The sequence below is a fragment of the Proteiniphilum sp. genome (assembly GCF_034331125.1).
GTDB lineage: Bacteria > Bacteroidota > Bacteroidia > Bacteroidales > Dysgonomonadaceae > Proteiniphilum > Proteiniphilum saccharofermentans.
On sequence record NZ_JAXQGC010000014.1, the window covers coordinates 68130 to 82351 of the forward strand.

General features: G+C 44.7%; 13 protein-coding genes. 9 read left to right on the top strand and 4 right to left on the bottom strand.

All coding sequences use genetic code 11. The features are described 5' to 3' along the window. Positions 1–22: 22 nt before the first annotated feature. Positions 23–1012, bottom strand: a complete 990-nt coding sequence (gene trpS / locus U2P89_RS04075) for a tryptophan--tRNA ligase (RefSeq protein ID WP_322190699.1) — start codon at positions 1010–1012, stop codon at positions 23–25. 229 nt (positions 1013–1241) lie between these two features. On the opposite strand from trpS, the gene U2P89_RS04080 reads away from it, so the two are divergent. The 5 genes from U2P89_RS04080 to priA all read left to right on the top strand — a co-directional run bounded on the left by U2P89_RS04080 (position 1242) and on the right by priA (position 7843). Continuing rightward, positions 1242–1916 (top strand): succinate dehydrogenase/fumarate reductase cytochrome b subunit, encoded by a 675-nt coding sequence (locus U2P89_RS04080; protein ID WP_091906724.1) that lies wholly within the window; start codon positions 1242–1244, stop codon positions 1914–1916. A 19-nt stretch (positions 1917–1935) separates the two neighbouring features. Beyond that, positions 1936–3879 (top strand): fumarate reductase/succinate dehydrogenase flavoprotein subunit, encoded by a 1944-nt coding sequence (locus U2P89_RS04085; protein ID WP_091906726.1) that lies wholly within the window; start codon positions 1936–1938, stop codon positions 3877–3879. A gap of 44 nt (positions 3880–3923) precedes the next feature. Continuing rightward, positions 3924–4679 (top strand): succinate dehydrogenase/fumarate reductase iron-sulfur subunit, encoded by a 756-nt coding sequence (locus U2P89_RS04090; RefSeq protein ID WP_076931746.1) that lies wholly within the window; start codon positions 3924–3926, stop codon positions 4677–4679. Positions 4680–4975: 296 nt separating this feature from the next. After that, positions 4976–5602, top strand: a complete 627-nt coding sequence (locus U2P89_RS04095; RefSeq protein WP_076931747.1) for a porin family protein — start codon at positions 4976–4978, stop codon at positions 5600–5602. Positions 5603–5605: 3 nt separating this feature from the next. Then, positions 5606–7843, top strand: a complete 2238-nt coding sequence (gene priA, locus U2P89_RS04100) for a replication restart helicase PriA (protein WP_091906728.1) — start codon at positions 5606–5608, stop codon at positions 7841–7843. Positions 7844–7914: 71 nt separating this feature from the next. Here the strand turns inward: priA and U2P89_RS04105 are convergent, their stop codons facing one another. From U2P89_RS04105 to U2P89_RS04115, 3 genes are all read right to left on the bottom strand, one after another. Then, entirely contained in the window at positions 7915–9483 is a 1569-nt protein-coding gene (locus U2P89_RS04105) for an Rne/Rng family ribonuclease (protein WP_091906729.1), read from the bottom strand. Positions 9484–9773: 290 nt separating this feature from the next. After that, complete coding sequence (locus U2P89_RS04110) at positions 9774–10055, bottom strand: HU family DNA-binding protein (RefSeq protein WP_019538449.1); 282 nt, start codon at positions 10053–10055, stop codon at positions 9774–9776. Between the two features lie 124 nt (positions 10056–10179). Next, positions 10180–10356: a hypothetical protein gene (locus tag U2P89_RS04115; RefSeq protein ID WP_161947586.1), complete on the bottom strand. Its 177-nt coding sequence runs from the start codon at positions 10354–10356 to the stop codon at positions 10180–10182. Positions 10357–10429: 73 nt separating this feature from the next. Here U2P89_RS04115 and mutY point away from each other — a divergent pair, with 73 nt between their 5' ends. From mutY to U2P89_RS04135, 4 genes are all read left to right on the top strand, one after another. Next, positions 10430–11500, top strand: a complete 1071-nt coding sequence (mutY, locus tag U2P89_RS04120; RefSeq protein ID WP_322190700.1) for an A/G-specific adenine glycosylase — start codon at positions 10430–10432, stop codon at positions 11498–11500. A gap of 174 nt (positions 11501–11674) precedes the next feature. Then, positions 11675–12133, top strand: a complete 459-nt coding sequence (locus U2P89_RS04125; protein ID WP_091906731.1) for a single-stranded DNA-binding protein — start codon at positions 11675–11677, stop codon at positions 12131–12133. Between the two features lie 98 nt (positions 12134–12231). After that, positions 12232–13563, top strand: a complete 1332-nt coding sequence (gene gldE, locus U2P89_RS04130) for a gliding motility-associated protein GldE (protein ID WP_175456744.1) — start codon at positions 12232–12234, stop codon at positions 13561–13563. After that, positions 13564–14193, top strand: coding sequence for a 4'-phosphopantetheinyl transferase family protein (locus U2P89_RS04135; protein WP_322190701.1), 630 nt, complete (start codon positions 13564–13566; stop codon positions 14191–14193). It abuts the gene before it with no gap. The last annotated feature ends 29 nt before the right edge of the window (positions 14194–14222 follow it).

Consider the following 14222-nt stretch of genomic DNA (forward strand, 5'->3'; position numbering starts at 1 on the left):
TGTTGAGAAGGAACTACAGTTCTTAAAAAGGCTTGAACCCGACTATCTCCCTTACACCTTCAATGGTTTTCCGGGCACTTTCCCTTGCTCTCTCCGCACCCTCAAGGGTTACTTTACGCAGGTAAGCATCATCTTTTTCAATCTCCTGGATCCGCTCACGGATGGGAGTTGTAACTTTAATAATATCTTCGGCCAGTTGCTTTTTCAGGTCACCGTAACGGATGGCACAGGTATTCCATTGCATTTCATAATGCTGCACCACTTCGGGGGTAGAGACCACGCGAAGGAGGGTAAAAAGATTCTCAATATAATCGGGTTTCACGGAATTGGGTTCGGTCGGGCCTGAGTCAGTAAGCGCCCTTTTCACCTTTTTCTCTATCTCTTTCGGGCTTTCACCCAGGTAGATGGCATTACCTTCCGATTTCCCCATCTTTCCACTACCGTCCAGTCCGGGTATCTTCACCAGTTCTTCCCCAAAATTATAGGCCACCGGCTCCTTGAAGTATTCCACTCCATAGAAATGATTAAAGCGGCGGGCAAAGCGGCGCGTCATTTCGAGATGCTGCTCCTGGTCTTTTCCCACAGGCACTTTATCGGCACGATGGATAAGGATATCGGCAGCCATCAGCGTAGGATAGGTAAGCAATCCCGCATTCACGTTCTCAGGTTGTTTGCGTGCTTTCTCCTTGAATGAAGAGGTTTTGGAGAGTTCTCCCAGATAAGCATGCATATTGAGGTAAAGATATAGTTCTACTGTTTCAGGCAGGTCGCTCTGCACATAGATCACCGACTTCTCGGGGTCAATCCCCGCAGCCAGGTAATCCACCAATACGTTCTTCACATTCTCATGAAGCATCTTCGGGTCGGGATGCGTGGTGAGGGAGTGTATGTCGGCAATAAAGAAATAACACCTGTTTTCCTCCTGCATCCTGATGAAGTTGCGTAAAGCACCGTAATAGTTTCCTAAATGTAATTTTCCGGTAGAGCGAATACCACTTAATACTATATCCATAATGATTCAATATCGTTTTTGTTGAACATGCAAAGATAACAAAATATCAGCAATTGAGGGCGCCTGCTCCGGCAAAGAACAATTAAAGAAATATTTCATTAAATTGTTCTGGGTAAACAGATAAAAAGTTGTACTTTTGCAGTGCTGAACAGAATATCTTATTTCGGTAACAGTAAAAGCGGGACATAAAAAAATTAATACATCAAAATAATTTAAAAAAGAGAACTTTATGAGTTGGTTAATCAAATCATCTATCGGGCGGAAATTTGTCCAAAGTATTTCCGGCCTCTTTCTGATTCTGTTCCTGTTATTCCACATGTCGATGAATCTGGTACTGCTCTTCAACTATGAGACGTACGACTTTCTCGCCAATGAAATCCTTGGTGCGAACTGGTGGGCTATTGTCGGGACGGGAGTTATCGCGGCAGGTTTCGTGATCCACATTATCTGGGGGATTATCCTCACGATACAGAACCGGAAAGCTCGCGGGAAAGAAAGGTATGAGTCTTCGAGCAAGACCAAGACCACCTGGTCATCGCAGAACATGTTCGTCCTAGGACTGTTTTTACTGCTGTTCCTAATCGCACATCTTTTTCAATTCTGGTATCAGATGCAGTTCAAGGAGCTATTCATGATTGAAGGGGCACGGCATGACAGCGCCCAGTTGGTGGCAGAAGTATTCTCCAACATTTGGGTTGTAATTTTTTATGAACTAGCTTTCATTGCTCTCTGGTTCCATCTGATGCACGGTTTCTGGAGCGCACTTCATTCTGCTGGAGTAAACAACGGCGTATGGATGAAACGCATCAAAGTGCTAGGGAATGTAATTTCAACCATTATCTGTCTGGGATTTTTTATTGTACCCATAGCAATATACCTCGGATACTCTAACCTATTAGGATAACTAAAAGCAATTGAATATTATGAACAAGATAAATTCCAAAATCCCCGAAGGACCTCTCGCCGAGAAATGGACCAATTACAAAAACCATCAAAAGTTGGTGAACCCGGCCAATAAACGCCGCCTCGATATCATTGTGGTAGGTACCGGTCTGGCCGGTGCATCGGCAGCCGCCTCATTAGGTGAGATGGGGTTCAATGTACTGAATTTCTGCATCCAGGATTCTCCCCGCCGTGCACACTCTATCGCAGCGCAGGGAGGTATCAATGCAGCAAAGAATTATCCGAACGACGGTGACTCTGTCTATCGTCTGTTTTACGATACAATCAAAGGGGGTGACTACCGTGCCCGCGAAGCCAATGTATATCGTCTGGCAGAAGTATCGAACAGTATTATCGACCAGTGTGTGGCACAGGGCGTTCCTTTTGCTCGCGAATACGGCGGCTTGCTCGACAACCGTTCGTTTGGTGGAGCACAGGTTTCCCGTACATTCTATGCGCGTGGACAAACGGGTCAGCAGCTCCTGCTCGGTGCCTACTCAGCCTTGAGCCGTGCCATACACAAAAAACAGGTGAAACTCTATACCCGTTACGAAATGGTCGACCTGGTCATCATCGACGGCAGGGCAAGAGGTATTATCGCCCGCAACTTAGTCACAGGTAAATTAGAGCGTTTTGCCGCCCATGCCGTAGTTATTGGCACAGGAGGATATGGAAATACTTTCTTCCTGTCGACCAACGCGATGACCTCCAACGGTTCAGCTGCATGGCAATGCTACAAGAGAGGTGCTTACTTTGCCAACCCCTGTATGGCACAGATTCACCCTACCTGTATTCCGGTACATGGAGAGTTCCAGTCGAAACTGACATTGATGTCGGAGTCACTGCGTAACGACGGACGTATCTGGGTGCCGAAAAAATTAGAAGATGCAAAAGCTATCCGTGAGGGTAAGCTGAAACCAACAGATATCAAGGAAGAAGACCGCGACTACTATCTGGAGCGCCGTTACCCGGCATTCGGGAACCTTGTTCCACGTGACGTGGCATCCCGTGCCGCCAAAGAACGTTGCGACGCAGGTTATGGTGTAGGCAATACCGGTCTGGCTGTTTACCTCGACTTTGCCGAAGCGATCAACCGCCTGGGCAAGGATGTGGTGGAAGCCCGTTACGGCAACCTCTTCCAGATGTATGAAAAGATCGTGGATGATAATCCTTATGAGACGCCCATGATGATTTATCCTGCCATCCACTACACCATGGGAGGTATCTGGGTAGATTATGAATTGATGACCAGCATTCCCGGATTGTTTGCCATCGGTGAAGCCAACTTCTCCGATCACGGTGCCAACCGTCTGGGAGCATCTGCACTGATGCAGGGATTGGCCGACGGCTACTTCGTACTTCCCTACACCATACAAAACTATTTGGCCGACCAGATCAACGTGCCGCGCTTCAAGACCGACGCACCTGAATTTGAGAAGGTCGAAAAAGAGATCAACGAGAGGATCGACCGTCTGATGAATATCAAAGGGAAACACTCTGTTGACCATATCCACAAGGAGTTGGGCCATATCATGTGGGACTTCGTAGGTATGGGCCGCGACGCGGAAGGATTGAAGACAGCGATCGAAAAACTGAAAGAGGTGAAAAAGGATTTCTGGACCAACTTACGCATTCCCGGCAACAAAGAAACGCTCAACGTGGAACTCGAAAAGGCGTTGCGCCTGGCTGACTTTATCGAGATCGGCGAGCTGATGGCACACGATGCACTCGACCGCGAAGAGTCCTGCGGAGGACATTTCCGCCTGGAGCATCAAACGCCCGAAGGTGAAGCTTTACGCCACGACGATCAGTTCTCTTATGTTTCCTGCTGGGAATACCAGGGAGAAGAAAAAGATCCGGTGATGTACAAGGAACCGCTTAATTATGAGTTTGTGGTTCGCCAGCAAAGGAATTACAAATCTTAGACTGTTGATGAATGACGGGTAAACTTTAAAACAACAAAACGATCATGGATAAAGATATCAACATAAAAGTAAAAGTTTGGCGCCAGAACGGACCGAAAGACAAAGGGCACTTCGAAACTTACCCATTGGAAAATATCTCACAGGGAAGCTCATTCCTGGAGATGCTCGATATCCTGAATGAACAACTAATCAATGAAGGTAAAGAGCCGGTGGTTTTCGACCACGACTGCCGCGAAGGTATCTGCGGTATGTGTAGTTTATATATCAATGGACATCCGCATGGTCCAGACCAAGGAATCACTACCTGCCAGCTCCATATGCGCCGCTTTAACGATGGCGACACCATCACTGTAGAGCCTTGGCGCTCTGCCGGTTTCCCCATTATCAAAGACCTTATGGTAGACCGTTCGGCTTTCGATAAGATCATCCAGGCAGGTGGTTATGTATCGGTCAATACCGGCGGTGTCCCGGATGCCAATGCGATCCCTATCCCACGCGACGACGCCGAAATGGCAATGGATGCCGCGGCATGTATCGGCTGCGGTGCTTGTGTGGCAGCCTGCAAGAACGGTTCGGCCATGCTTTTCGTATCTGCCAAAGTAAGCCAGTTCGCTTTACTGCCGCAAGGACGTGTGGAAAGGAAACAACGTGCCAAAGCTATGGTGGCCAAGATGGACGAACTAGGCTTCGGAAACTGCACCAACACCGGTGCTTGTGAAGTAGAATGTCCGAAGAACATCTCTATCACCAACATCGCACGGTTGAACCGCGAGTTCCTGAGAGCAAAGTTTGCGGATTGACGTTAGAACTTAGAAATAAGAAGTGATTTTAATATGCCAATCCCGATAAATCGGGACAAGGAGTGATAATTCATAACTTATAATTTATAACTGCAAAAAAGCGTTTTCTCCTGTATTAAAGGGAGTTAAACGCTTTTTCACATATACAACCGCATCTCATTCATAGGAACTGTTATTTCATTTTATGGTTTATTTAACAACCTATCTCTAATCTTTTTTGTTTTACCAATATCATATGTGTACATTTGTCTTTTGATTGGACAAACTAACACAATGTTTTACTAAACAGACTAGATATGAAAACAAAAACATTATTCTTAAGTGCACTGGCCGCTTTCCTCCTAATAGGAGCAACAGCCAACGCACAATTACGCTTCGGGTTAAGGGGTGAAGTAGGCCTCAACAAACCATCTTTTTCGGAAGAAGTATTCGAAGTGGAGAACCTGAATTCATTCAAAATAGGGCCTACGGCTGAATTTATGCTGCCGGTGGTGAACCTTGGAGTGGAAGGAGCCATCTTGTACAGCAACGACCGGATGAACGTAAAAGACGTTTCAGAAGAGGGAGCCCAAAGCATAGTACAGAAAGTATCCAACCACTATCTGGATGTACCGGTGAACCTGAAATACAAGATAGGGTTCCTTCTTCCCGTAAAAGCCTATCTGGCGGGTGGTCCCTATGCGCGTTTCCTGATTGCAAGTGATGATTTCACGTGGGAGACGATAAAAGGCGAAGTGGAGGCGAAAAGCTTTGAAGCGGGAGTTAACCTCGGATTAGGCGCCGAACTATTCAGCCGGTTGGCGGTAGGGGTAAACTACGGGATACGAATGACCGACAACTATTCGGTGGACAAACCGGAATGGACCGACGCGTTCAACGGGAAAAAAGGCACCTGGTCACTGACGGCAGCCGTATACTTTTAATGCATGTATGCTGATGTAATATTGCCACTTCCGCTTTCCGGCCTGTTCACATACGCCATTCCGGCGGAAATGCAACACAAGATCGGGAGAGGATTCAGGGTAACCGTACCCTTCGGAAGGCGAAAATATTACACAGCCATCGTCACAAAAATACACCGGCAATCGCCTGAAAATTTCACCGTCAAGGAGATCCAGTCCCTTCTCGATTCGACCCCTGTTGTAACCGAACAACAGTTGGAATTGTGGGAATGGATCTCTTTTTATTATCTCTCCGCACAAGGAGATGTGTTCAAAGCAGCACTTCCCTCCCCGATGATGCCGGCCGACCTACAACCCGGCTTCATCCCGAAAAGTGAAATATATCTACGGATCAATCCTACACTGGATGATATTGCTATTAGCGCATCCATTGGAAAGGCGCGCAAACAGCAGTTACTGCTGGACGAAATTATGTGGTTTCTCACCGAAACCGGTAGGGAAAGTATCAGCAAGAGAGAGGTAAAAGAGCTGACCGGCTACTCCCCGGCAGTACTGAACGGACTACTCCGGAAAGAGATACTACACCTTTTTTCCGTAGGGAGAAGCCGCCTCCACCAAAAAACAGCACCGACTCGTACCCCCTACCCTCTGAGCGAAGAACAACAGAAAGCATTAGACACTATTCAAAGCAGTTTTTCCGATAAACAGACTGTCCTTTTACACGGAGCCACTTCCAGCGGAAAAACAGAAATCTATATCCATCTTATCCATCAACTTCTTACCGAAGGCAAACAGATACTTTACCTCCTGCCGGAAATCGCCCTGACCACACAACTCACCCAACGGCTGCAGGCTGTTTTCGGTGATAAAATAGGTATTTACCACTCCGGGATTGACGACCAGGAGCGGACAGAAATCTGGCAAAAGATGTTGTCAGAGACACCCTATGAAATTATATTGGGTGTACGTTCCTCCCTTTTCCTTCCGTTCCGGCGGTTAGGGTTGGTGATTGTGGATGAAGAACATGAAACCAGCTACAAACAACAGGAGCCTTCACCCCGTTATCATGCACGCGATACGGCCATCATGCTGGCACATATGTCAGGTGCAAAAACATTGTTGGGATCGGCAACTCCTGCCATTGAGTCCTATTACAATGCCCAAACAGGTAAATATGGACTGGTGACCCTGAATAAGCGCTTCGGCAATATAGAGGCACCCCTGGTCAGCCTGCAAAATACTAAAGATCTGCGTCGTCGGAAGAAAATGAAGAACTTACTTGCCCCTGTATTGATGGACGAGATCAATAAGGCGCTGGAAAACGGGGAACAAGCCATCCTTTTCCGTAACCGTCGCGGTTTTGCTCCAATGGTTGAATGTAAATCATGTGCCTGGACACCGAAATGCAACCACTGTGATGTCACTCTTACCTACCACAAGAAAGCTAACAGCCTGATATGCCACTATTGCAATACCTCCTACCCTTTGCCATCCGGATGCCCTTCATGCCACGAAGGAGAGTTGAAATCGCTCGGAACCGGTACTGAACGGCTCGAAGAGGAGGTAGCACAACTCTTTCCCGACGCAGTAGTGGCCCGAATGGACAGTGATACTACACGCGGCAAGGATTCATTCGAGCGTATCATCAACGATTTTCAGGAGAACCGGATTCAGATACTGGTCGGCACACAGATGATCTCAAAAGGGTTGGATTTCGGGAATGTGCGTGTGGTAGGTATTGTTGCAACAGACTCGATGTTGAACTACCCTGATTTCCGTTCACACGAGCGCGGTTTCCAGTTGATTACCCAAGCGGCAGGTAGGGCAGGACGAAGAGACAAGCAGGGAGTGGTCATTATCCAGACTGTCGACCCCCAACAACCGATTTACAGGTTTATCATCCGTAACGATTACGAAAGTTTTTATCAGTCCCAAATCACAGAGAGGAAACTGTTTAAATATCCTCCATTCACCCGTCTGATCTCCATTACCCTAAAACATAAGGATGAGCGGAAAGTGGAATCCGGAGCAGCATTTATTTGTCAACAACTAAGACAATCACTCGGGAACAGAGTGTTAGGTCCCAACAAACCTATAATCAGCCGTATTCAACAACAACATATTCGTGAAGTCCTACTGAAAATCGACCATCACTTCTCTCCCTCCCAAGTAAGGGAATTGATCAAAACAGCAGAATCCCGCCTCAAGGGGAATGGCGATCTCAAACAAATACTTCTATATTATAATGTGGACTGGGTGTAAAAACGCAAAAAACCGGTACTCAATACAGAATACCGGTTTTTATTAGTTTTTCGTCCCGTTAGTACGGGATATTATTTCATTTCAATTTCTTCTTTCAGATCTATTTCGTTTCCTTCTTTGTCATAAAATTCATATTGCAGGAACCCGAGCTTCTGGTCGGGGATAATTTTCATACCTACATTGAATTTTTTTCTCCATTTGTACTTCAACGAAAAGAGACCCTGCTGAACATAAGCTGCAACATAGGGATGTATATGCAGACTGAATTTCTTCACTTTTAGCTTGGTCGCTAGATAATCGATCTTTCCTTCCAATGTGTCTGTGAAAAGAATCGACGACTTTATCTTTCCTTTACCAAAGCAGGTGGGGCAAACCTCGCTTGTGGCAACTTCCATTTCGGGGCGGACACGCTGGCGCGTAATCTGCATTAATCCGAATTTGCTCAATGGCAGGATATTATGCTTGGCCCTGTCTTTAGCCATCAACTCCTGCATCTTGGCGAGCAACTTATTACGATGCTCCCCTTTATTCATGTCAATAAAGTCGATGACGATAATACCTCCCATATCCCGCAAACGCAACTGGCGGGCAATCTCTTCGGCGGCAGCCACATTTACTTCGTAAGCACTCTCTTCCTGACCGAGTTTTGATTTGTTACGGTTTCCGCTATTCACATCAATCACATGCAATGCTTCGGTATGCTCAATAATGAGATAAGCACCGTTTTTAAACGTAACAGTTTTTCCAAAGAGCGATTTAATCTGTTTGGTAATGCCGAAGTTATCTAAAATGGGGAGTGCTCCTTTATATTCCTTGACCACATTCTTACGGTCGGGGGCAATCACACTCACATAATCGGCAATCTGCCGGGCTACTTCCTGGTCATTGACATGGATCTGCTCGAAAGAGGGACTAAAAATATCGCGTAACAGTGCTACTGTACGTCCCGTTTCCTCATAAATCAAAGAGGGGGCCTTGGCTTTCTGTATCTTGCCGATATTATCTTCCCATCTCTTTAGCAGCACCTTGAGTTCCGCATCGAGGTCGGCTACCCGTTTACCTTCAGCATTGGTGCGTATGATCACTCCGAAATTTTTCGGTTTGATACTCTGCATCAACTGTCTCAGCCGGGCACGCTCCTCGCGCGATTTAATCTTTTGTGATACCGATACCCTGTTGATAAATGGTATTAACACCATAAATCGTCCTGCGAAGGAGATTTCGGCCGTCAATCTCGGACCCTTCGTTGAAATAGGTTCTTTGGCTACTTGCACTAATATTTCCTGCCCTACTTTCAATATATCCGCGATTGACCCTTCTTTCTCGATCTCGGGCTGCAGCTTCATCTTCTGGAGCTGCGGTATCTTCTTTTTGTCTTCAACCTGTTTCTGAAAATAGAGAACAGAGTTGAATTCAACCCCTAAATCCAAGTAGTGAAGAAAAGCGTCCTTTTTATGTCCCACATTCACAAATGCAGCGTTGAGGGCGGGCATCAGTTTCTTAACTTTGCCCACGTAGATGTTTCCAACCGCAAATGAACCATCCTGGCTCTCCTGTTGCAATTCTACCAGTTTCTTGTCTTCGAGAACCGCGATGGTAATTTCTTTGGATTGAACATCCACAACAAGTTCGCTTGTCACAATTGTTCGTTTTATAAATTAATTTTCAATACTTTAGGCTTCTGTCGTCACAACAGAAAGGAGGCTCTCGCCAGAACCTTCACCCTGTTTTATACACAAAGAACAAACTTAATAGCCAATTGGTTCTTTTAAGTTTGTTCCTCTATTAGTGAGTAAAAAAGTAAGACGGCTATTTCTTCTTCTTATGCCTATTCTTTCTAAGTCTTTTTTTACGTTTGTGTACAGACATTTTATGCCTTTTTCTTTTTTTTCCGCTTGGCATATGCTTTTTCTCCTATTTTTATTATATGTTATTTATCACCTTTTACCTGGCCTACAAAAGTTTTGGCAGGCTTAAAGGCGGGGATATTATGTTCGGGGATGATGATAGTTGTATTTTTGGAAATGTTACGAGCTGTTTTTTGTGCTCTTTTTTTTACAATGAAACTTCCGAAACCTCTGAGGTATACGTTTTCGTTATTTGCCAAAGAGTCTTTTACCACTTCCATGAAAGACTCCACTGTTGCCAATACCGATGCCTTATCTACGCCGGTCTTTTTCGCAATTTCATTTACAATGTCTGCTTTAGTCATTTTATCTATATTTTAATATTAATAATAATACCTTGGGGTAATTGAATAGTAAAATTTTGGATTGCAAATATATAGCTTTTTTTTCAACACGAAAAATAAATGCATGGAATTTTTCCGAATTTCCTCAGATTTGTGATTTAATATCTAAAAAATTCAAGATTAAAATCAACTTTCCCTCTATCCCTCTTTCTATTTTCAATTCTTCACCTCCAATCATCCCGTTTCCCAGCCAGCTACTTTCCCCAATCCCCCCAGTCACCCCCAGGCACTTAACCACCCAGGTACTCAGGTACCTTCCCATTATCCACCTTTTTCCACCTTTCCACTTTTTTCATTAGCTTTGCCGGAACAAAGAAGAACAGAACGGAGAAGAAATGAAAGAGAATAACAGGAACTCATTGATTACATCGCTTTTACTGAGCTGGTACGAAAAAAAAGGACGTGATCTACCGTGGCGGGAAACTACTGACCCATATAAAATATGGATCTCGGAAATAATTTTACAACAAACAAGGGTCGTACAGGGAAGGGATTACTATTTTCGGTTCATCGAGCGATTCCCTACTGTGGAATCACTGGCTGCCGCCAAAGAAGATGAAGTATTGAAACTATGGCAAGGTCTGGGTTATTATACCCGTGCCCGCAATGTACATGCCGCAGCAAAACAGGTGAAGAGCATCTTTAACGGTGTATTTCCTTCGACTTACTCTAATATCATTTCACTGAGAGGTGTAGGTGAATACACAGCGGCGGCTGTTGCATCGATTGCATTCAACGAGCCTTATGCCGTAGTGGACGGTAACGTATTCCGGGTAATTGCCCGTCTATTCGGCATTTCATTGTCGATACATAGCTCGGAAGGAAAAAAAGTGATCAGAGAGATTGCCCAGTCACTGCTTGACACACAAGACCCCGGAAGATATAATCAGGCAGTGATGGACTTCGGAGCTTTGATCTGTACCCCTGCCCAGCCCAAATGCATAGCTTGTGTACTTCAGGATTACTGCACCGCTTTTGCTGGGAACCGGGTGGGTGAACTTCCGGTGAATGATCGGAAAATCTCCATCAGGAACCGGTATTTCCACTACTTCCATATATTACACAACGGCAGCACGTTTCTGCAAAAACGTAACGGTTCGGATATCTGGAAAAACCTGTTCGAATTCCCTTTGATTGAAACAACTTTGCCATCCGATTTTACAGAATTGGAAAAGAGAGAACCCTTCAGGAAGCTCTTCGCCGGGATATCCACTTTTTCAGTCGACCACCGGCTGGCAATCAAACATCAACTTACCCACCAGGCCATACACACTCACTTTTACCGGATAATTATTCCCGATGAGATTCCATTCAATCCTCCCAAGGAGATATTTAGAATTGATGATGAACAACTTTTGGAATATCCGGTATCAAGATTAACCCACAAATATCTCGAGACAATTTAAATTAATCAGTTAAGCAATATGAGTTGAACTTTATCATTGTGAGAATTAAAAATGGAGGAGTAAAGGTGACTTAAAATGACTATTTTAATGAATATTTATTGTTGCTAATTACAAATAAATGCTTAATTTTGTTTTTACAGTGATAGCTATTCTAAACCCAAAAATTTTTAAATTATGTCGGTAAACAAAGTAATCTTAGTAGGGAATGTGGGAAGAGACCCGGAAATGAAGTATTTTGACAATGATGTTGCTAAAGCGAACTTCTCGCTGGCAACCAGCGAAAGAGGTTACACAACTTCTGGCGGCACGCAGGTGCCTGAACGTACGGAATGGCATAACATTGTATGTTGGAGAGGATTGGCGCAAGTTGCTGAAAAATTTGTAAAGAAAGGTACATTGGTGTATGTGGAAGGAAAAATCCGCTCCCGTTCATACGATGACCAGAATGGGGTGAAAAGGTACATTACCGAAATTGTGGCAGATAATCTGGAACTTCTGGGCCGCAGGGGAGGTAGTGACGAGGGATTTGGAAATAGGGAAAATGAAAATGGACAAAATCACGCCGCTTCGTCGGGCAGTGCCCTTAGCGACGAGCAGGACGAAATCTCAGACGCAGATGATTTGCCATTTTAAATAAAACATTGTAATTTTGCGGGAGAATGTTTTATCGCTTCCCTTCTGGAAATCAAGCGCTAAAACATTCTCTCTTTGTTTCACTAAAAAATTGCCACTTGGACCCTGACCCTTTATCGTTATTAAACGTATACCTGACGGCAAGTCTGCATGCATTGCCCGATTATATCATTGCGGTACTGCTTCTCCTGCTTATTATCTCAAATGCAATTGCTTCAGGTGCTGAAGTAGCTTTTACTACACTGGAAAAGAAATTTGCCGACGACCTCCACACGTCTGAAGAACCAAAAAATATCCGCATTTCAAACCTACTCAAAAAACCGGAAAAATTATTGGCATCCCTTGTGGTTGCCCAGTTATTCCTGCAAGTCTCCATCACCGCGCTGCTCATTTGGCTGCTGAGCCGTCCGACCCTTTTCGGAGGGAACAGCATTGATCTCTCTGTAGCGGGAATAATTGTCATTATCTCTCTTATTCTTTTATTTAGCAATATCCTTCCCAAGCTCTATGCTTCTCAATATCCCCTCCGTTTCGCAGAAAACAATATCCTATTTATCAGATTAATAAATGCACTGGCAAGCCCCTTCTCTTCGTTGCTCGCAAAAAATGCCGCCGCCTTTAACCGTACTCCATCGCAACGGCAGCATGAGATCTCGGCAAATGACCTATCCAAGGCGCTTGAAATCAGGTCTAACGAGATTACGCATGAACAGGAAAAAGAGATGTTAGAGGGAATTATCCGTTTCAAGGATAAACTGGTAGATGATGTATTAGTCTCCAGAAGCGATATAGTGGCTATTGAGTTACAAAAACCTTTTACAGAACTGATTGATTTTATCGTAGATGCCGGTTTTTCACGTATTCCTGTATTTGAGGAAAATGCTGATAATATCAAAGGAATCCTCTATGTAAAAGATCTACTACCGCACTTGGGGAAAACACCCTCTTTTAAATGGCAAACGTTGATCCGACCGGCTTATTTTGTGCCGAGGACAAAACGTATCGACGACCTGCTGGAAGAGTTCCGCACCCAGAAGATCCATATGGCTATCGTAGTGGATGAATACGGAGGCACGTCGGGATTGGTCACGATGGAAGATATCCTTGAGGAAATTGTCGGCGATATCAGTGATGAATATGATGAGGAACTGCCTTTTTATACTATTGAAGCAGATGGCTCTTATATTTTCGAAGGAAAAACCCAGTTAGAGGATTTTATCAAGATCACCCAATTACCGGCAAAAGATTTCGAGGAGATGTCGGAAGAGGTGGACACCCTTGCCGGGTTACTGTTGGAATTGAAAGGCGATTTTCCGAAACGGAAAGAGAGTTTCATTTACAAAAAGCATACTTTCCAGGCAGAAGACCTGAGCAAGAAACGGATTACCAAAGTGCGTTACATCCCTCCAACAGTAAATAATGAGGAATAAATGCTGATCAGAAGAGAACATACCGATAACGGAGGATTGTTGGGGATTTGGAAGATGGATGAATCTCGTGCAGAACTTTTACAACTTCTTCCGGAACATATGAGATCCGACGCGGTTGAACATATAAAGACCATTCGTTCCGAAAGACGCACCACCGAATGGCTCTCCACCCGTATCCTGTTGTTCATGCTGTTAAACGAAGAAAAAACCATTCTTAACCATCCGGACGGTAAACCTTATTTGGAAGACGGAACCCACCATATCAGCATATCCCACACAAAAGATTATGCGGCCATTTATCTACATAAGACCCATCTAATAGGAATTGATATCGAGATCCGGTCGGAACGGGTCAGAAAGGTAGCCGACAAATTTATCGGGGATACTGAGTACATAGATCCTTCACAGAAAACAGTACATCAACTATTGCATTGGTCTGCCAAAGAGAGTATGTTCAAGCTGATGGAAGAGAATGAGATCCATTTCAAGCACCATCTCCATATCCAGCCGTTCACTCCCGCATCCAAAGGAATTATAACAGCCACGGAAACCAAAACCGACCATAACCGTACTTTCAATATACACTATGAAGTACATCCCGACTATGTGCTTACATGGGTCGTAGGATGATTTCAAGATTCAAGATTCAAGAGTCAAGA